19 protein-coding genes are annotated in these 18944 nt (G+C 62.4%); 11 read left to right on the forward strand and 8 right to left on the reverse strand.

The window, feature by feature from the left end:
• Positions 1-223 precede the first annotated feature (223 nt).
• The gene (locus PFEN_RS07940; RefSeq protein WP_191486320.1) at positions 224-772 is read left to right on the forward strand and encodes a tetratricopeptide repeat protein; all 549 of its coding nucleotides are present in this window, start codon (positions 224-226) and stop codon (positions 770-772) included.
• Between the two features lie 96 nt (positions 773-868).
• Here the strand turns inward: PFEN_RS07940 and PFEN_RS07945 are convergent, their stop codons facing one another.
• A complete protein-coding gene (locus PFEN_RS07945; RefSeq protein ID WP_103495828.1) occupies positions 869-1195 on the reverse strand; it encodes a DUF1820 family protein in 327 nt (108 codons plus the stop codon).
• A gap of 133 nt (positions 1196-1328) precedes the next feature.
• Here PFEN_RS07945 and miaB point away from each other — a divergent pair, with 133 nt between their 5' ends.
• The 5 genes from miaB to lnt all read left to right on the forward strand — a co-directional run bounded on the left by miaB (position 1329) and on the right by lnt (position 6771).
• On the forward strand, positions 1329-2657 hold the full coding sequence (miaB, locus tag PFEN_RS07950; RefSeq protein ID WP_191486321.1) for a tRNA (N6-isopentenyl adenosine(37)-C2)-methylthiotransferase MiaB: 1329 nt from the start codon (positions 1329-1331) through the stop codon (positions 2655-2657).
• Between the two features lie 258 nt (positions 2658-2915).
• Positions 2916-3914, forward strand: coding sequence for a PhoH family protein (locus tag PFEN_RS07955; RefSeq protein ID WP_191486322.1), 999 nt, complete (start codon positions 2916-2918; stop codon positions 3912-3914).
• Positions 3907-4365 (forward strand): rRNA maturation RNase YbeY, encoded by a 459-nt coding sequence (gene ybeY, locus PFEN_RS07960; protein ID WP_191486323.1) that lies wholly within the window; start codon positions 3907-3909, stop codon positions 4363-4365. Before PFEN_RS07955 ends, ybeY begins: the two co-directional genes overlap by 8 nt.
• Before the next feature lie 34 nt (positions 4366-4399).
• Entirely contained in the window at positions 4400-5239 is an 840-nt protein-coding gene (locus tag PFEN_RS07965) for an HlyC/CorC family transporter (RefSeq protein WP_191486324.1), read from the forward strand.
• Positions 5240-5247: 8 nt separating this feature from the next.
• Positions 5248-6771 (forward strand): apolipoprotein N-acyltransferase, encoded by a 1524-nt coding sequence (gene lnt, locus PFEN_RS07970; protein ID WP_191486325.1) that lies wholly within the window; start codon positions 5248-5250, stop codon positions 6769-6771.
• Positions 6772-6963: 192 nt separating this feature from the next.
• Here the strand turns inward: lnt and PFEN_RS07975 are convergent, their stop codons facing one another.
• Together PFEN_RS07975 and PFEN_RS07980 are read right to left on the reverse strand one after the other, a co-directional pair.
• Entirely contained in the window at positions 6964-7725 is a 762-nt protein-coding gene (locus tag PFEN_RS07975) for a YdcF family protein (protein WP_191486326.1), read from the reverse strand.
• 121 nt (positions 7726-7846) lie between these two features.
• Positions 7847-8164 carry a hypothetical protein gene (locus tag PFEN_RS07980; protein WP_191486327.1) on the reverse strand — a complete coding sequence of 106 codons (318 nt, stop codon included), beginning with the start codon at positions 8162-8164 and terminating at the stop codon, positions 7847-7849.
• Between the two features lie 223 nt (positions 8165-8387).
• Between PFEN_RS07980 and leuS the strand changes: the two genes are divergently transcribed.
• The 5 genes from leuS (at position 8388) to PFEN_RS08005 (ending at position 14540) form a co-directional block, all read left to right on the forward strand.
• On the forward strand, positions 8388-10994 hold the full coding sequence (gene leuS, locus PFEN_RS07985; protein ID WP_191486328.1) for a leucine--tRNA ligase: 2607 nt from the start codon (positions 8388-8390) through the stop codon (positions 10992-10994).
• A gap of 88 nt (positions 10995-11082) precedes the next feature.
• On the forward strand, positions 11083-11688 hold the full coding sequence (gene lptE / locus PFEN_RS07990) for an LPS assembly lipoprotein LptE (protein WP_191486329.1): 606 nt from the start codon (positions 11083-11085) through the stop codon (positions 11686-11688).
• Positions 11689-11728: 40 nt separating this feature from the next.
• Positions 11729-12766, forward strand: coding sequence for a DNA polymerase III subunit delta (gene holA / locus PFEN_RS07995; RefSeq protein WP_191486330.1), 1038 nt, complete (start codon positions 11729-11731; stop codon positions 12764-12766).
• A gap of 229 nt (positions 12767-12995) precedes the next feature.
• Complete coding sequence (gene arfA, locus PFEN_RS08000; protein WP_100941520.1) at positions 12996-13157, forward strand: alternative ribosome rescue factor ArfA; 162 nt, start codon at positions 12996-12998, stop codon at positions 13155-13157.
• Positions 13158-13229: 72 nt separating this feature from the next.
• Positions 13230-14540 (forward strand): lytic murein transglycosylase, encoded by a 1311-nt coding sequence (locus PFEN_RS08005; RefSeq protein WP_191486331.1) that lies wholly within the window; start codon positions 13230-13232, stop codon positions 14538-14540.
• Positions 14541-14758: 218 nt separating this feature from the next.
• On the opposite strand, the gene PFEN_RS08010 is transcribed toward PFEN_RS08005, so the two are convergent.
• The 5 genes from PFEN_RS08010 to PFEN_RS08030 all read right to left on the reverse strand — a co-directional run bounded on the left by PFEN_RS08010 (position 14759) and on the right by PFEN_RS08030 (position 18944).
• The gene (locus PFEN_RS08010; protein ID WP_191486332.1) at positions 14759-15724 is read right to left on the reverse strand and encodes a S66 peptidase family protein; all 966 of its coding nucleotides are present in this window, start codon (positions 15722-15724) and stop codon (positions 14759-14761) included.
• Positions 15725-15728: 4 nt separating this feature from the next.
• Positions 15729-16754: a lipoyl synthase gene (gene lipA / locus PFEN_RS08015; protein ID WP_224770916.1), complete on the reverse strand. Its 1026-nt coding sequence runs from the start codon at positions 16752-16754 to the stop codon at positions 15729-15731.
• 1 nt (position 16755) lies between these two features.
• Entirely contained in the window at positions 16756-17406 is a 651-nt protein-coding gene (lipB, locus tag PFEN_RS08020; RefSeq protein WP_191486333.1) for a lipoyl(octanoyl) transferase LipB, read from the reverse strand.
• On the reverse strand, positions 17406-17681 hold the full coding sequence (locus PFEN_RS08025; RefSeq protein WP_100941582.1) for a DUF493 domain-containing protein: 276 nt from the start codon (positions 17679-17681) through the stop codon (positions 17406-17408). Before PFEN_RS08025 ends, lipB begins: the two co-directional genes overlap by 1 nt.
• 99 nt (positions 17682-17780) lie before the next feature.
• Positions 17781-18944, reverse strand: a complete 1164-nt coding sequence (locus PFEN_RS08030; RefSeq protein ID WP_191486334.1) for a D-alanyl-D-alanine carboxypeptidase family protein — start codon at positions 18942-18944, stop codon at positions 17781-17783.

Below are 18944 nucleotides of genomic sequence, written 5' to 3' on the forward strand. Positions count from 1 at the left end.
GATGTCGCCGACGCCGGTCGCAGCCGGCGTCGGTTTTCCCGCCTAAACTTCCCCTGTTTCCTACCGCCCTCTGTGCAGATACTTGCAAAACACGCTGATATAGCGCCCGTGCAGCAGAAAAACGAGTAAAGACTTTGTAAGGTGGCCCCCGCTTATTTCATAATGCGCGCCATAGTCATCCCCAGGCCGGGTCCCCCCGCCCTTCAGAGGTACGTCGATTCCCATGAACCGCACCGGCCGCGCCCTTGCCTTGGGCTGCCTGTTGCTCCTTCAACCGCTGCTGGTACATGCAGGCGGTAATTCGTTGTTGATCCCGGCGATGGGTCGTTGCACCCTCAACACTCAGCCACAGGACCTCGCCGAGGCCCTGGCCGCCTGCGAAGAAGCGGCAAAAGGCGGCGATGCGCAAGCGCAATACGAGTTGGGCGCGTTCTATCACGATGAAAAAAACCCGCAACACGACCTCAACAAGGCCCTCAGCCATTTCGAACAGGCCTCCCTGCAAGGCCACGCCCAGGCGCAGTTCCAGCTCGGCACCATGTTCTACAAGGGTGAAGGGGTGCCGGCCAATAACGTCCAGGCCTACATCGTGCTGAAAATGGCGGCGGTCAATGGTGCCGAAGAGGCGCTGGACACGGCGGATGAGGTCGCGGCGCAGATGCCTCGTGACCAGTTGGAAATGGCGACCCAGGTGCTGGGACAGATCTTCCGCAAATACCTGCTGGAATTGCAGACGGTTGACGGCCGAACGCCGTTTTCACCTCTTCCCTGAATCTGTAGCGTCTGGACCGGCCTCTTCGCGGCGGTCCGGCGTCCCGGCAAGCACCGCGAAGAGGCCCTGAGGGGCACCACAAAACTCCCGGGCTTTTTATTTGTCGGGCATCGGCATCGGAAATGGCATCACATTGCTCATGCCCCGCGCCTCGCTGATCTTCGGCGTGCCCAGGCGCTCGACCTCGTCGATCCGCACGATCGAATGCATCGGCACGAAGCTGCGCACCACGCCTTCGAACTGGGCCTTGAGCTTTTCCTCACCGGGATCGACCACCAGTTGCGTACGCTCGCCAAAGACAAATTCTTCGACTTCCAGGAAGCCCCACAGATCGCTCTGATAGATCTGCTTGGCGTACATTTCGAACACCTGGCCCTGGTTGAGGAAAATCACCTTGTAGATAGGGGCTTCACGTTTGGTCATGGTGGGCGGGCAACACATCGGGGGATAAAAAGAGGGCGCGAACTATAGCATAGCCGCCGAACGCACAACGCTAGGAAGCAAGCGCGATGACCACTATAATGCGCGGTTCTTTGAACCACATTGATGAATGTCCATGGCCAAGAAGCTTTACATCGAAACCCACGGTTGCCAGATGAACGAGTATGACAGCTCGCGCATGGTCGACCTGCTGGGCGAACACCAGGCCCTGGAAGTCACCGCCCGCGCCGAAGACGCGGACGTCATCCTGCTCAATACCTGCTCGATCCGCGAGCGCGCCCAGGACCGGGTCTACTCCCAACTGGGCCGCTGGCGCGAACTGAAACTGGCAAACCCGGAGATGGTGATCGCCGTCGGCGGCTGTGTCGCCAGCCAGGAAGGCGCGGCGATCCGCGACCGCGCGCCCTATGTCGACGTGGTCTTCGGCCCGCAGACCCTGCACCGCCTGCCGGAAATGATCGATGCCGCGCGCCTGACCAAGCTGCCACAGGTGGACGTGTCGTTCCCGGAAATCGAAAAGTTCGACCACCTGCCCGAACCGCGTATCGATGGCCCGAGCGCCTACGTCTCGGTGATGGAAGGCTGCAGCAAGTACTGCACCTTCTGCGTCGTGCCCTACACCCGTGGCGAAGAAGTCAGCCGACCGTTCGACGACGTGATCGCCGAGATCATCCACCTGGCCGAACACGGCGTGCGCGAAGTGACCCTGCTGGGGCAGAACGTCAACGGCTATCGCGGCGCCACCCATGACGGCCGCCTGGCGGACCTGGCGGAGCTGATCCGCGTGGTCGCCGCCGTCGACGGCATCGAGCGGATCCGCTACACCACCTCGCACCCGCTGGAGTTCTCCGACAGCCTGATCCAGGCCCACGCCGAGGTCCCGCAACTGGTCAAGCACCTGCACCTGCCGGTGCAGTCCGGTTCGGACCGGATCCTCGCGGCGATGAAACGCAACTACACGGCGCTGGAATACAAGTCCAAACTGCGCAAGTTGCGCGCCGCCGTGCCGGGGATCTGCATCAGTTCGGACTTTATCGTCGGCTTCCCCGGCGAAACCGAGAAAGACTTCGAGCAGACCATGAAGCTGATCGAAGACGTCGGTTTCGACTTCTCCTACTCCTTCGTCTACAGCCCGCGTCCCGGCACGCCAGCGGCGGATTTGCCGGACGAGACCCCGGAAGAAGTGAAGAAAGAACGCCTCAACGCCCTGCAGCATCGCCTGAACCAGCAAGGATTCGAGATCAGCCGACAGATGGTCGGTACGATCCAGCGCATCCTGGTGACCGATTACTCGAAAAAAGACCCTGGAGAATTGCAGGGCCGCACCGAGAATAATCGTATCGTCAACTTCCGCTGCGACAATCCGCAACTGATCGGCCAGTTTATCGACGTGAACATCGACGCGGCGCAACCCCATTCACTGCGTGGCTCGATACTGCAATGAAGCCCTTGCGGGCTGCCGTGGCGAGCGGGCCTGTCGGGACGCCGCATCGCCGCGCGGGGCTGCGAAGCGGCCCAAAAACCGACGAATCCGGTGCATCAGGTAGACCGAGGTAGCCGGCTTTACGACTGCTGCGCAGCCGAGCGGGGGCAAGCCCCCTCGCCACAGGGGGCATTCAGCGCTCATAAGAGCTTTCGCCCCCGGGCTGCTAGCGTTATCCTTGATTTCATCTCAATTGCCGTCGGGCGGCTAAAAACGACCTTGAACGCACCCATCGAACCTCATCGTTTCATCCTCGAGCCTTTCGAGGCTCGCCGCTTCGCCAATCTGTGCGGGCAGTTCGACGAGCACTTGCGCTTGATCGAACAGCGCCTGACCATCGAGATCCGCAATCGCGGCAATCAGTTCGAACTGATCGGCGAACCCAAGCTCACCTCCTCCGCGGAAAACCTGCTGCGCCGCCTGTACCGGGAAACCAAGGGTACCGAGCTGTCGCCGGACATGGTCCACCTGTTCCTGCAGGAATCGAGCATCGAAGACCTGCACAACAACCCGGTGGCCGAAGCCAGCGTGGCCCTGCGCACCAAAAAAGGCATGATTCGCCCCCGCGGCCTGAATCAGCAGCGCTATGTGAAGGAAATCCTCGGCAACGACATCAACTTCGGGATCGGCCCGGCAGGTACCGGCAAGACCTACCTGGCCGTGGCCTGTGCCGTGGACGCGCTGGAGCGCGAGCAGGTGCGCCGCATCCTGCTGGTGCGCCCGGCGGTCGAAGCCGGTGAAAAGCTCGGCTTCCTGCCCGGCGACCTGGCCCAGAAGATCGACCCGTACCTGCGCCCACTCTACGACGCCCTGTATGAAATGCTCGGCTTCGAATACGTGGCCAAGCTGATCGAACGCCAGGTCATCGAGGTCGCACCGCTGGCCTACATGCGCGGCCGGACCCTGAACAACAGCTTCATCATCCTCGACGAAAGCCAGAACACCACCGTCGAACAGATGAAAATGTTCCTGACCCGCATCGGCTTCGGCTCCACCGCGGTGATCACCGGCGACATCACCCAGGTCGACCTGCCCAAGGGCACGAAATCCGGGCTGGCCCACGTGATCAAGGTCCTCAAGGACGTGCCGGGCATCAGCTTCACCCATTTCATGCCCAAGGACGTGGTCCGCCACCCACTGGTGCAACGCATTGTCGAAGCCTACGAGCGCTTCGAAAACGCCGACGAAGACACCTCGGGTGCCCGCCGCGATGCTTGAACTCGATCTGCAGCGGGCCAGCGAGGCCCCCGCGCCCAGTGACGCCGAGTTTCGTCGCTGGTGCGAACTGGCCCTGCGCCAGCGCACGGCCGATTCCGAGCTGACCATCCGCCTGGTGGACGAGCCCGAAGGCCGCGAACTCAACCATACCTGGCGGCACAAGGACTACGCGACCAACGTGCTGTCCTTTCCCGCCGACGTGCCGGACGAACTGCTGGACATCCCATTACTGGGCGATCTGGTGATCTGCATCCCGGTGGTCGCTCGCGAAGCGGCTGAACAAGGCAAGACGCTGGAGGCCCATTGGGCCCATCTGGTCATTCACGGCTGCCTGCATCTATTGGGTTACGACCATATAGATGACGAGGAAGCCGAGGAAATGGAAGCACTGGAACGAACGTTGCTTGCCGAATTGGGTCATCCCGACCCCTATATCGATGACGAACACTGATCACTCCACCACCAAGGGATACGAGTAAATCGCTATGAGCGAAGATCGATCGAGCAACGGGCAGAAGTCCTGGCTGGGTAAACTGACCCAGGCTTTTGCCCATGAGCCGAAAAACCGCCAGGAGCTGCTGGAGCTGCTGCGCGAAGCCCATCAGAACAAATTGCTGGACAGCGAAGCGCTGGCCATCGTCGAAGGCGCCATCCAGGTCGCCGACCTGCAGGTCCGCGACATCATGGTCCCGCGCTCGCAGATGATCAGCATCAAGGCGACCCAGACTCCCCGCGAATTCCTCCCGGCGGTCATCAACGCCGCGCACTCGCGCTACCCGGTGATCGGCGAAAGCCATGACGATGTCATGGGCGTGTTGCTGGCCAAGGACCTGTTACCGCTGGTCCTGCAGGAAAACGGCGACACCTTCAACATCAAGGACCTGCTGCGCCCGGCGACCTTCGTCCCCGAGTCCAAGCGCCTCAACGTGCTGCTGCGCGAGTTCCGCGCCAACCATAACCACATGGCCATCGTCATTGACGAATACGGCGGCGTGGCGGGCCTGGTGACCATCGAGGACGTGCTGGAGCAGATCGTCGGCGATATCGAGGACGAGCATGACGTCGAGGAAGACAGCTACATCAAGCCCCTGCCCAGCGGCGACTTCCTGATCAAGGCGCTGACCCCGATCGAAAATTTCAACGCGTTCTTCGACAGCGAATTCTCCGATGACGAGTTCGACACTGTCGGCGGCCTGGTGATGAGTGCGTTCGGGCACCTGCCCAAGCGTAATGAAATCACCGAAATCGGCGCGTATCGTTTCCGTATCCTGAATGCCGACAGCCGTCGTATTCACCTGATCCGCCTGACCCCCATTAGCCGCTAAGGACTGACATGCTGCGCTTAACCCGCCCCGGCTGGCCCGGTAATCTGCTGGCCGTGGTGGCTGGCGCACTGACCACCCTGGCCCTGGCGCCTTACGATATCTGGCCATTGGCGTTGTTGGCGCTGGGTGTGTTCTATGCCGGCCTGCGCGAACTAACTCCGCGCCAGGCCCTGGGGCGCGGCTGGTGCTTCGGTTTCGGCCTGTTCGGCGCCGGCACCAGCTGGATCTACGTCAGCATCCATACCTACGGCGGCGCTTCGATGCTGCTGGCCGGCTTCCTGATGCTGCTGTTCATCTCGGCGATTGCCTGGTTCTTTGCCCTGCCCGCCTGGCTCTGGGCGCGCTGGATACGCCGCAATGAAGCGCCGCTGGCCGACGCCCTGGCCTTCGCCGCCTTGTGGGTGGGCCAGGAAGCCTTTCGTGGCTGGTTCCTGACCGGTTTCCCCTGGCTCTATTCCGGCTACAGCCAGCTCGACGGCCCCCTGACGGGCCTGGCACCGCTGGGGGGGATCTGGCTGATCTCCTTCACCCTGGCCCTGACAGCCGCGCTGCTGTACAACGCCCGCCGTTTGTTCAAGAGCGGGCGCCAGGCCTTTATCGTCCTCGGCGCGGTGCTGCTGGTCGGTCCCTGGGTGATGGCGATCGCCCTCAAGCATCACGCCTGGACCAGCCCGGCGGGCGAACCGCTGACGGTGGCGGCGATCCAGGGCAATATCGAACAGAGCATGAAGTGGGACCCGGAGCAGCTCAATACCCAGCTGGCGCTGTACCGCGACCTGAGCTTTCGCTCCAAGCGCGTGGACCTGCTGATCTGGCCGGAAACCGCCGTGCCGGTGCTGAAGGAGTCGGCCGAGGGCTACCTGGCGATGATGGGCCGCTTCGCCGCGGACCGGCATTCGGCACTGATCACCGGGGTACCGATCCGCGAGGTGGTGCACAACGAGAAGCGCTACTACAACGGCATCACCGTGACCGGCGAAGGCGATGGCACTTATCTGAAACAGAAACTGGTGCCATTTGGCGAGTATGTGCCGCTGCAGGACTTGCTGCGCGGGCTGATCGACTTCTTTAACCTGCCAATGTCCGACTTCGCCCGCGGCCCGGATGACCAGGCACTGCTGCAAGCCAAGGGTTACCAGATTGCCCCGTTTATCTGCTACGAAGTGGTCTACCCGGAATTCGCCGCCAGCCTGTCGGCGCGCAGTGAGCTGTTGCTGACCATCAGCAACGACACCTGGTTCGGCACCTCGATCGGCCCCTTGCAGCACCTGCAAATGGCCCAGATGCGCGCACTGGAGGCCGGACGCTGGATGATTCGGGCCACCAACAACGGTGTCACCGGCTTGATCGATCCGTTCGGCCAGATCACCGCGCGGATCCCGCAATTCGAGCAGGGCATCCTGTATGGCGAAGTGGTGCCAATGCACAACCTGACGCCTTACCTGCGCTGGCGTTCGTGGCCGTTGATCATCCTGTGTGGCTTGCTGTTCGGCTGGGCCTTGCTGGCCAGCCGGATCGCCAAGACGGTGTAGCTTAAAAGGTAGTCCACACTTGTGGCGAGCGGGCTTGCCCGCGCTGGGTCGCGAAGCGGCCCTGAAAGCAGTGATCGCGATGGAACAGCTGGAACACGGTGATCGGTTTTACGACTGCTTCGCAGCCGAACGGGGGCAAGCCCCCTCACTACAAAGTAGCGCCAACTACACACATTGGTGTCCAGTCCTGATCTAGCGGTAGAACAGCCGGTAACCCACCTGTCCCACCGCCTCGTTGATCAACTGCCCACTACGCCAGATCGCCTTGAACTCCGGCAGCCAACCGCCCAGCGGGCTGGAATTGTCCCGCCCGTAAAACCCCACCGGTGCCGGCACCACGGTAAAACCAGCCGTCTCAAAGCTCCACAGCGCGCGCGGCATATGGGCGGCATGGGTCACCACGACCACCCGTTTGATACCCAGCGGTGCGAGCAGCTCATAACTGAATTGGGCATTTTCCCAAGTGGTGGTGCTACGCCCTTCCTGCCAGCGCACCGTCACCCCGGAATCACTCTGCATCGACGCCGCCATCAACGCCGCCTCACTCGGTGGCGTGCCGTAATGCAAACCGCCACTGGTCAGTACCGGCAACCCGGAAGCCTTGGCCAGACGCGCCGCATAACGCTGGCGCTCCAGGCCGATGCCCGTCGGCTGATCGTCGCCCCACGCCGGATCACCACGCTCGCGCCCCGAGCCCAACACCACAATCGCATCGGCCCGCTGCGCCAGCCCGGCCCATTCACCGCGTTCAAGCGGTGGCACGCGCTCCAGCGCCCGCGCGCCCCATTCCACCATTACCGGCAGGCTCATCAACCAGAACCCGCCCAGACCAAGAGCAAAGCACAACCCCGCCAGACGCGGCCGAGTGCGCCGAAACCACCAGGCAAACAGCAGCAACAGCAACAGCAGGCCGGGCGGCAGGAGCAATTGTTTAAGGATGTAACGAACAGGCATCGGGCACCTCCAGAAGATGCCCGAAGCCTAAGTGCATCGGGGTCAATCAACAACCTCTGGAACAATGGCTTCAAATCGAAGCCTGGTTAGCGACAGACAACAGCATGCCGCCGGGCGACTCTTACTTGACCCCCACCGACTTGAACTTCGCCGAACCGGGATTGGGCATTTTATCTTTCAACCAGATGATCTCGGCCGAATGGGGAGGCACCTCGTGCGCCACAATCGAAGGCGGCACAGGCATATCCCGTCCACTGAGATCCAGGTAGGCCCTGATCAATTCGAACTCGGCGTGGCTCAAGCCACGCAACTCCAACTCGGCAGGCCACTCATCACGCAAACGAGCCGCCGTGCTGGCTGTGTCCAGGGCATGCCCCAGACGGGTGATCAAACGCTCGTACAACTCGGGTTTCATGACATATCGCTGCGACTCCACCATCCGCTCACCTCATTGAAGATAAGAATCACTCCCCCTCTTCCAAGCTTAGCGGTGTCCGGCAAACCAGCCTCCCGCCGCGACCAACGGCTGCGGCGGTGCAATCAGGGTTTCCCTCGATAGAGCGGCGTCATGTATGCTACGGCGCTTCCTGTAACTCCACTTCCAGCACCGCCTTACGGGTGCATTGAAGAGGATTAGGCCACCCTTTCCAGTACAAGTAGCCATGCACGAACACTATCAGCCCCGTGAAATCGAAAACGCCGCCCAATCGTTCTGGGACGCGCAAAAGTCCTTTGAAGTCAGTGAACAGCCAGGCAAGGAGACCTACTACTGCCTGTCGATGTTCCCTTACCCCAGCGGCAAGCTACACATGGGGCATGTGCGCAACTACACCATCGGTGACGTGATCGCGCGCTACCAGCGCATGCAAGGCAAGAACGTCCTGCAACCCATGGGTTGGGACGCCTTCGGCATGCCGGCGGAAAACGCCGCGATGAAGAACAACGTCGCACCGGCCAAGTGGACCTACGAAAACATCGCCTACATGAAGACCCAGCTGCGCAGCCTGGGCCTGGCGGTGGACTGGTCCCGCGAAGTGACCACCTGCAAGCCGGACTACTACCGCTGGGAACAATGGCTGTTCACCCGCCTGTTCGAAAAAGGCGTGATCTACCGCAAGAACGGCACCGTCAACTGGGACCCGGTGGACCAGACCGTACTGGCCAACGAGCAAGTGATCGACGGCCGCGGCTGGCGCTCCGGCGCGCTGATCGAAAAGCGCGAAATCCCGATGTACTATTTCAAGATCACCGCCTACGCCGATGAGCTGCTGGAAAGTCTCGACGAACTGCCGGGCTGGCCCGAGCAGGTCAAGACCATGCAGCGCAACTGGATCGGCAAGTCCCGCGGCATGGAAGTACAGTTTCCGTATCACGTCGACTCCATCGGTGAAGCCGGCAGCCTGAAAGTCTTCACCACCCGCCCCGATACCCTGATGGGCGCGACCTACGTCGCCGTGGCCGCCGAGCACCCGCTGGCGACCCTCGCCGCGCGCAACAACCCCGAGCTGCAGGCATTCATCGCCGAATGCAAGGGCGGCAGCGTCGCCGAAGCCGACGTCGCCACCCAGGAGAAGAGAGGCCTGTCGACCGGTTTGTTCGTCGAACACCCGCTGACCGGCGAACAACTGCCGGTGTGGGTCGCCAACTATGTGCTGATACATTACGGTGACGGCGCGGTCATGGCGGTGCCGGCCCACGACGAGCGTGATTTCGAGTTCGCCCACAAATACGACCTGCCAGTCAAACCGGTGGTGCGGACCAGCGCGGGCGACACCACCCCGGCACCGTGGCAAGACGCCTATAGCGAACACGGCAGCCTGATCAACTCCGGCCCATTCGACGGCCTGGACTTCGCCGGCGCGTTCGACGCCATCGAAGTCGCGCTGATCAAGAAAAACCTCGGTGCCTCGCGTACCCAGTTCCGCCTGCGCGACTGGGGCATCAGCCGCCAACGCTACTGGGGTTGCCCGATCCCGATCATCCACTGTGACCACTGTGGCGACGTTCCGGTCCCGCAAGACCAGTTGCCTGTCGTGCTGCCGGAAGACGTGGTGCCGGACGGCGCCGGTTCGCCGCTGGCGCGCATGCCTGAGTTCTACGAGTGCAGCTGCCCGAAATGTGGCAAGCCCGCCAAGCGTGAAACCGACACCATGGATACCTTTGTCGAGTCGTCCTGGTACTACGCCCGCTACGCCTCGCCACGTTACGAGGGTGGCATGGTCGACCCGAAAGCCGCCGATCACTGGCTGCCGGTGGACCAATACATCGGCGGTATCGAACACGCGATCCTGCACCTGCTCTATGCACGCTTCTTCCACAAGCTGATGCGCGACGAAGGCCTGGTCAGTTCCAACGAACCGTTCAAGAACCTGTTGACCCAGGGCATGGTGATCGCCGAAACCTACTACCGTCGTGAAGCCAACGGCGGCTACACCTGGTTCAACCCGGCGGACGTCGAGCTGGAGCGCGACAGCAAGGCCAAGATCATCGGCGCCAAGCTGATCAGCGATGGCCTGCCGGTGGAGATCGGCGGCACCGAGAAGATGTCCAAGTCGAAGAACAACGGTGTCGATCCGCAGTCGATGATCGAGCAGTATGGCGCCGACACCTGCCGCCTGTTCATGATGTTCGCCGCGCCGCCCGACATGAGCCTGGAATGGTCCGACTCCGGCGTCGAAGGCTCGCACCGCTTCCTCAAGCGCGTCTGGCGCCTGGCCCAGGCCCACGTGACCCAAGGGTTGCCGGGCAAGCTGGAACTGGCGACGCTGAACGATGAGCAGAAAGCCATTCGTCGCTCGATCCACCTGGCAATCAAGCAAGCCAGCCAGGATGTCGGCCAGCATCACAAATTCAATACCGCCATCGCCCAGGTGATGACGCTGATGAACGTGCTGGAAAAAGCCGCGCAAGCCACTGAACAGGATCGCGCGCTGCTGCAGGAAGGCCTGGAAACCGTGGCCCTGTTGCTGGCCCCGATCACTCCGCACATCAGCCACGAGCTGTGGCAGCGCCTGGGCCATGACGGCGCCATTATCCACGCCGGCTGGCCGCTGCTGGATCACAGCGCACTGGTCCAGGACAGCCTGCAACTGGTGATCCAGGTCAACGGCAAGCTGCGTGGTCATATCGTCATGCCGGCCAGCGCCAGTCGCGAAGAGATCGAAGCGGCGGCACGGGTCAACGAAAACGTATTGCGCTTCACCGATGGCCTGACGATTCGTAAAGTGATCGTCGTGCCCGGCAAGCTGGTCAATATCGTCGCCAGCTAAATGGAATCGGGCGCCTGTTACCACGGGCGCCTTGCAAGACTTCCGAGGTCGCACCGTCGATCCACAGGGTTTCAAGGGGAGCAACAAGATGATCAAACGCAATCTGCTGGTAATGGGCCTCGCCGTGCTGCTGAGCGCCTGCGGCTTCCAGCTGCGCGGTACCGGCACCAACCAACTGAGCATCAAGGAACTGTCGGTCAGTGCCCGTAACGCCTATGGCGATACCGTCAAGCAATTGACCTCGGTGCTGGAGCACAGCGGTGTCAAGGTCTACAACGGCGCACCTTACAAGCTGATCCTGACCGACGAACAGGAAAGCCAGCGCGACGCGACCTATTCGGGCTCTGGCCGCAACGCCGAGTACGAACTCAATACCGCGTTGTACTACGAGGTCCGTGGCGACCACGACCGGCAACTGCTTACCGGCAAGCTGCAGGTGCAGAAGTACTACGTGCACGACGGCAACAACATCACCGCCGGCGATGCCGAAGCAGGTCAGCTGCGCAAGGAAATGCGTCGCGACCTGATTCAACAGATGGTCCTGCGCCTGCAATTGCTGACGCCAGAGCAACTGGATGCCCTGCAACAGACCGCCGACGCCAAGGCCAAGGCCGACGCCGATGCCGAGGAAGCCGCGCGCAAGTACGAAGCGTCGCAGCCGCAGCAATCGCCGCTGCAACTGCCGAAGCAGTAACCCTGGCGGGGCGCCCTCGGCGCCCCGCATTGGCCCGCCTATGAAACTCGCCCCCGCCCAACTCGCCAAACACCTGCAAGGCAGCCTTGCGCCGGTCTACGTCATCAGCGGCGACGATCCGCTGCTGTGCCAGGAGGCGGCTGACGCCATTCGTGGCGCCGCCCGCCAGCAAGGCTTCGACGAACGCCAGGTGTTCAGTGCCGATGCCAACTTCGATTGGGGCACGCTGCTGCAAGCCGGCGCCAGCATGTCGCTGTTCGCCGAAAAGCGCCTGCTGGAACTGCGCCTGCCCTCGGGCAAACCCGGGGACAAGGGCGCCGCGGCACTGATCGAGTACTGCTCGCGTCCGGCCGAAGACACCCTGCTGCTGATCAGCCTGCCCAAGCTCGACGGCAGCGCGCAGAAAACCAAGTGGGGCAAGGCCCTGGTCGAAGGCCAGGCGACCCAGTTCATCCAGATCTGGCCAGTGGACGCGGCCCAGCTGCCACAATGGATTCGCCAGCGCCTGTCCCAGGCCGGCCTCTCGGCCCAACAGGACGCGGTGGAACTGATTGCCGCGCGGGTCGAAGGCAACCTGCTGGCGGCGGCCCAGGAAATCGAAAAACTCAAATTGATGGCCGAGGGAGGGCAAATCACCGTGGAAACGGTGCAGGCCGCCGTGGCCGACAGTGCCCGCTTCGATGTCTTCGGCCTGGTCGACGCCGTGCTCAATGGCGAAGCCGCCCATGCCCTGCGCATGCTCGAAGGACTGCGGGGCGAAGGGGTCGAGCCGCCGGTGATTCTCTGGGCACTGGCCCGGGAGCTGCGGCTGCTGGCCAACCTGTCGTTGCAATACAGCCAGGGCGTCCCCCTGGACAAGGCCTTCAGCCAGGCCAGGCCTCCAGTCTGGGACAAGCGCAAACCGCTGATGAGCAAAGCCCTGCAACGACACTCGGCGCAGCGCTGGAGCCAACTGCTGCTGGACGCACAACGTGTCGATGCCCAGATCAAGGGCCAGGCCGCGGGCTCGCCGTGGAGCAGCCTGAGCCGGCTGAGCCTGCTGATGTGCGGCCAACGCCTGGCGCTGCCGGCGGAATAACCCCTGAGCGGACATAGGCAATTGTAGGAGCGAGCTTGCTCGCGATGGTGGTCAAGACACCGCGGTATCAGATACCCCGCGTTATCGTTGACGTCCATCGCGAGCAAGCTCGCTCCTACAGCAGCATTGAGGCTTGCCCCAGTACAATAGCCAAATGCCCCCACTGGACAGCGCCAAAGATCTGCCCGATGATTCGCACTTCTCCAACACACCCCAAGAGTGCACGCCCATGAGCAAGCCGTCCCGGCATCGTCCCAACAAAGCCAAATCGATCATCGCCCAGCCACTGTTCCGTAGCCGCCAGGAACAACCGGCGAAGGGCAAAGGCAGCTACCGCCGCGAAGCCTTCCAGTCTAAAAGCTGGGAGGCTTCTTACTTTCTGGCGGCCTGAAAGCCCCCTCACGACTGCACCCCCTCAAGCATGATAAGGTCAGCACCTGATTCGCATAATCCGGACCCGCGCATGCCCTTTTGCCTTACCCTTCGTTGGCCGTTACGCCGACTGTTCGCCGCCACCAGCTTTATCCTGTTAGTTGCCTGCGCGGAAAAACCGACCGCTGCCGACGCCGAGCCGCTGCAAACCCTTCCCGCAGCCCCTGTCCCCTCCCTGCCACAGGTCAACGACGATCTGACGATCCAGCCTGCGCAGAGCTTCGGCGAATGGATCGCCACATTCCGTGGCAGCGCTCTGGGAGCCGGTATCACGCCCGCCGTATTCGATAGCGCCTTTGCCGGCATCACCCCTGACATGAGCGTGATCAAGGCCGACCGCAGCCAGCCGGAATTCACCCGCCCGGTCTGGGAATACCTCGACGGTGCTCTGTCTCCCGTGCGTGTACGCAAGGGCCAGGCCCTGCTGGCGCAGAACAGCGCCCTGCTGTCGAGCATCGAACAACGTTATGGCGTCGACCGCGAGGCGCTGGTGGCGGTATGGGGCATGGAAAGCAACTTCGGCCAGTTCCAGGGCGACAAATCGGTGATCCGCTCGCTGGCGACCCTGGCCTACGAGGGCCGCCGCCCGGCGTTCGCCCAGGCGCAGTTGCTGGCGGCATTGCAGATTATCCAGCATGGCGATATCCAGCCCGGGGAAATGCTCGGCTCCTGGGCCGGCGCCATGGGCCAGACCCAGTTCATCCCCACCACCTACAACACCTATGCCGTGGACTTCGATGGCGACGGTCGCCGGGATATCTGGAATGATTCCGCCGATGCCCTGGCCTCGACCGCCAACTACCTGCAAAGCTCCGGTTGGCAGCGTGGGCAGCCATGGGGACTGGAAGTCGTGTTGCCAACGGCCTTCGACTACGCCCAGGCCGACGGCACGATCCGCAAGACAGTGAGCGAGTGGCTGCAAATGGGCATTCGTCTACCGGCGGGGACTGTGCTGCCAAATGGCTCGGCACCGCTGTCCGCGGCCCTGCTGCTGCCAGCGGGCTATCGCGGCCCGGCGTTCCTGGTATTGGACAACTTCCGCGCCATCCTCAAGTACAACAATTCGTCGTCCTATGGGCTGGCGGTGAGCTTGTTGTCCCAGCGCTTCAATGGCGCCGGCCTGATCAGCGGCGAATGGCCGAAAGATGATTTGCCGTTGAGCCGCTCCGAGCGGATCGAGCTGCAGACGCAGCTCAGCGCCAAGGGTTATGACGCGGGTAATGCCGACGGGATTATCGGGGCGAACACCCGCAAGGCGATTCGTGGGGCCCAGCAAAAACTGGGCTGGCCGGCAGATGGGTATCCGAATCACAAGCTGCTGGACAGCTTGCGTAATCGCTGACAGCCATCGGCAAGTCTTGAGGATCTCTGGCGCGGTCCTGTGGCGAGCGGGCTTGCCCGCGCTGGGGTGCCAAGCCCCCCCCAAAAACCTGCAATTGCGGTGTATCAGAAATAACCGGGATTGTTGTTTTACGACTGCTTCGCAGCCGAGCGCGGGCAAGCCCGCTCGCCACAAGCCCGCTCGCCACAAGTCAGCAGTCAGCAGTCAGCAGTCAGCAGTCAGCAGTCAGTCAGCAGAATCGTCACATCCTGCTCCAACACCAACTGCCGGGCATCGGCATCCAACCTCACCTGCGCCCCCAACGGCAACGTCAGGTTCGGGTCGCAATGCCCACTGCGCCAACCCGCCAGCACCGGAACACCCAACGGCCCCAACTCCTGCTTGAGCAAGCGCGCCAGCGCCTCCGGGTCGACACCGGCGAAATCCCCCACCAACACACCCTTCAGGCCTTCCAGCTTGCCCGCCAGACGCAGATGGGTCAGCAGCCGGTCGACCCGGTACAGCGGCTCGTTGACGTCCTCGATCAGCAGGATCACACCCCGGGTGTCGATCTCATAGGGCGTGCCCAGAGTGGCGCAGATCATTGACAGGTTGCCACCTTGCAAACGCCCCGAGGCGGCGCCCGGAACAACGCTGACCAGTGGAAACGCCGCTGGATGCTCGAACACGCTACCCGCGCGTACCTGCCCGGTCAGCAGGTTGAACAGCGAGGACTCGGTCGGCGGCAGCTTGTCGCCGAGCAGATCGGCATTGAACAGCGGCCCGTGAAAGGTCATGAGCCCCGCATAACGGGCAATCGCCAGATGCAGAGCGGTGATGTCGCTGTAACCGACCAAAGGTTTTGGATGTTTTTTGAGCAGTTCGAAATCAATGTCGTCCAGCAGACGCGGACAACCATAACCTCCGCGCAGACAGAGAATCACATCGATTTCAGGGTCGGCAAAGGCATCGTGCAGGTCACGCAGGCGCACCTCATCGCTGCCGGCCAGGTAACCGTCGCGTTGCGAGACCCCTGGAAATATCCGCAGCTCATAGCCGCGGGCCTGCACCCACTGCTGCGCCTTGAGCGGGTCAAGGGCAGCGGGGCCAGCCGGGGCGATCAGACCGATCACCCCGCCCTGACGCAGCGCCGGCACCGCGCTCTGGACCGGATAGGACGCCTGCACGGGTCGACGATGGTTCAAGGGCTTAGGCTCCGGTCAGTTCAGCCTTGACCAGCTTGGCCTGCTCGTCGGCATGGTAGGACGAACGCACCAGCGGCCCGGAAGCCACGTTCTTGAAGCCCATCTTGTAGCCTTCCTCGGCGAACCAGGCAAAGGTGTCCGGGTGCACGAAACGCTGTACCGGCAAGTGGCTGCGGGACGGCTGCAGGTACTGGCCGAGGGTCAGCATGTCGATGTCGTGCTCGCGCATGCGCTGCATGACTTCGATGACTTCCTCGTCGGTTTCGCCCAGGCCCAGCATCAGCCCGGATTTGGTCGGAATGTGCGGCATCATCTGCTTGAAGCGTTGCAGCAGGGTCAGCGACCACTGGTAGTCGGAACCCGGACGCGCGGCCTTGTACAGGCGTGGCACGGTTTCCAGGTTGTGGTTGAACACATCCGGCGGCTCGGCGGCGGTGATCTCCAGCGCGATGTCCATGCGCCCACGGTAGTCGGGGACCAGGGTTTCGAGCTGCACGTCCGGCGACAGCTTGCGGATCTCGCGGATGCAGTCGGCGAAGTGCTGGGCACCGCCGTCACGCAGGTCGTCGCGGTCCACGGAAGTGATCACCACGTACTTCAGGCGCAGGTCGGCGATGGCGATGGCCAGGCTCTGCGGCTCATTGACGTCCAGGGGCTTCGGCCGGCCGTGGCCGACGTCGCAGAACGGGCAACGACGGGTGCAGATATCGCCCATGATCATGAAGGTCGCGGTGCCGCCGCTGAAGCATTCGCCCAGGTTCGGGCAGGAGGCCTCTTCGCAGACGCTGTGCAGCTTGTGCTGGCGCAGCAATTGCTTGATGCGGTCGACTTCCGGCGAAACCGGGATGCGCACGCGGATCCAGTCGGGTTTCTTCGGCAGTTCGGTGGTCGGAATGATCTTCACCGGGATCCGTGCGACTTTCTCGGCGCCACGCAGCTTGACGCCGGTTTCGACTTTCGCACGGGCCGGGCGCTCGGAAACGTCCAGCGTCGGGATCAGGGTTTGCACAGCGTCTTGCCCAGTAGTCATATCAATCGATTCCGCCCGTGAGGGTCGTCTGCTCAGCATAGTCGAGGTGTTTGACGAGCTGCGCGCGCAGCCGGGCACTTACCTCGGCAAATTCAATCGGTCCTGTGTGCTCACGCAGCTGGGTCATCGCCAGCCCCGCATAACCGCAGGGGTTAATCCGTCGAAATGGCGCAAGGTCCATGTCGACATTCAACGCCAGGCCATGGAACGAACAGCCATTGCGAATCCGCAGGCCCAGGGAGGCGATCTTCGCGCCGTCGACATACACCCCAGGCGCATCGGCCTTGGCTTCGGCGCGCACGCCATAGTCGGCGAGCAAATCAATCAGGCAACGCTCCATCCGGCTGACCAGCTCGCGCACGCCAAAACCCAGGCGGCGAACGTCCAGCAACAGATAAGCCACCAGTTGGCCAGGGCCATGATAGGTCACCTGGCCGCCGCGATCGACCTTGACCACCGGAATATCCCCCGGCAACAGCAAATGCTCGGCCTTGCCGGCCTGGCCCTGGGTGAACACCGGCGGATGCTGCACCAGCCAGACTTCGTCTGGCAGGTCCGCGTTCTTGCGCCCGTCGGTAAACCGCTGCATGGCATGCCAGACCGGCTCGTAAGGGGTCTGGCCAAGCTCGCGAAAGCCCAGCACACCGCCCATCACAGCACCATGTGTACGAAACCGGTGGCCCGCAGCTCGCTGTTGATGTCGTACAGCTGGTCCTGGCCGGTGGCCACGATGTGCAGCTGGATCGTGGTGTACTTGCCGTTGGTGCTCTGGCGTTCATCCACGCGGTTATCGTTGATCGTGGCGTGTTTCTTGACGATCTCGACGATCTTGTCCTTGTTGCCCACTCCCGTGTCACTGATGACCTTGACCGGGTAGTCGGTAACGGGAAATTCGATTTTCGGCGCTTTTACTTCAGTGTCAGTCATGACAATAACGGCCTCGTAAGCCCAGGCAACGGACATGCCTCGCGCCCGGGTCAGGCGCGAGGCATGCAAATCGACACTCTCTGTTAACGATCAACTGCCTCAGTTGAACATGCCGTAGAAGAACATACGGATGCTGTCCCACAGGCGACGGAAGATACCACCTTCCTCGACCGCGTCCAGCGCGATCAGATCAGCGCTGTGTACCACTTTGTCGTCCAGTTTGACTTCGACTTTACCGATCACGTCACCCTTGGCGATCGGTGCGACCAATTTCGGGTTCAGGGTCATGCTGGCGGCGAGCTTCTTGAGCTGGCCTTTAGGCATGGTCATGGTCAGGTCTTCGGCCAGCCCGGCCTTGACTTGATGAGTGGTGCCCTTCCAGACCTGCGCCTGGGCCAGTTCGGTGCCCTTCTGATAGAAGGTCTGGGTTTCGAAGAAGCGGAAACCGTAGGTCAGCAGCTTCTGGGTTTCGGAGGCGCGCGCCGATTCGCTGTTGGTGCCGAACACCACCGCGATCAGGCGCTGGCCGTCACGCACCGCCGAGGACACCATGCAGTAGCCGGCTTCTTCGGTGTGACCGGTCTTCAGGCCGTCGACGGTCTTGTCGCGCCACAGCAGCAGGTTGCGGTTAGGCTGCTTGATGCCGTTCCAGAAGAACTCTTTCTGCGAGTAGATCGCGTAGTGCACCGGGTCGACCCGAATGATCGCGCGGGCCAGTACCGCCATGTCGTGAGGCGACGAGTAGTGCTCGGGGTTCGGCAGACCGGTCGGGTTCATGAAGTGGCTGTTGGTCATGCCCAGGTCGGCGGCCGTCTTGTTCATCATGTCGGCGAAGGCGTCTTCGCTGCCGGCGATGTGCTCGGACAGCGCCACGCTGGCGTCGTTGCCGGACTGGATGATGATGCCGTGCAGCAGGTCGCTGACGGTCACCTGCGAGCCGACCTTGATGAACATCCGTGAACCGCCGGTACGCCAGGCGTTCTCGCTGACGGTCACCGGATCGTTCTCACCGATCTGCCCGCGACGGATTTCCAGGGTCGCGATGTAGGCGGTCATCAGCTTGGTCAGGCTGGCCGGGGGCAAGCGCTGGTCGCCGTTGTTCTCCACCAGCACGTTGCCGCTGGCGGCATCCATGAGCACGTAGGCTTTGGCGGCCAGTTGCGGCGAAGCTGGAAGGGCCATGTCATCCGCGGCCCAGGCGGCCGGCGCAACAATCAGGGGTACAAGCAGGCACAAACGTTTGGCAAAGGTGGTGATGTTCAT

This window comes from Pseudomonas sp. FEN (genome assembly GCF_904067045.1).
Taxonomy (GTDB): Bacteria; Pseudomonadota; Gammaproteobacteria; order Pseudomonadales; family Pseudomonadaceae; genus Aquipseudomonas.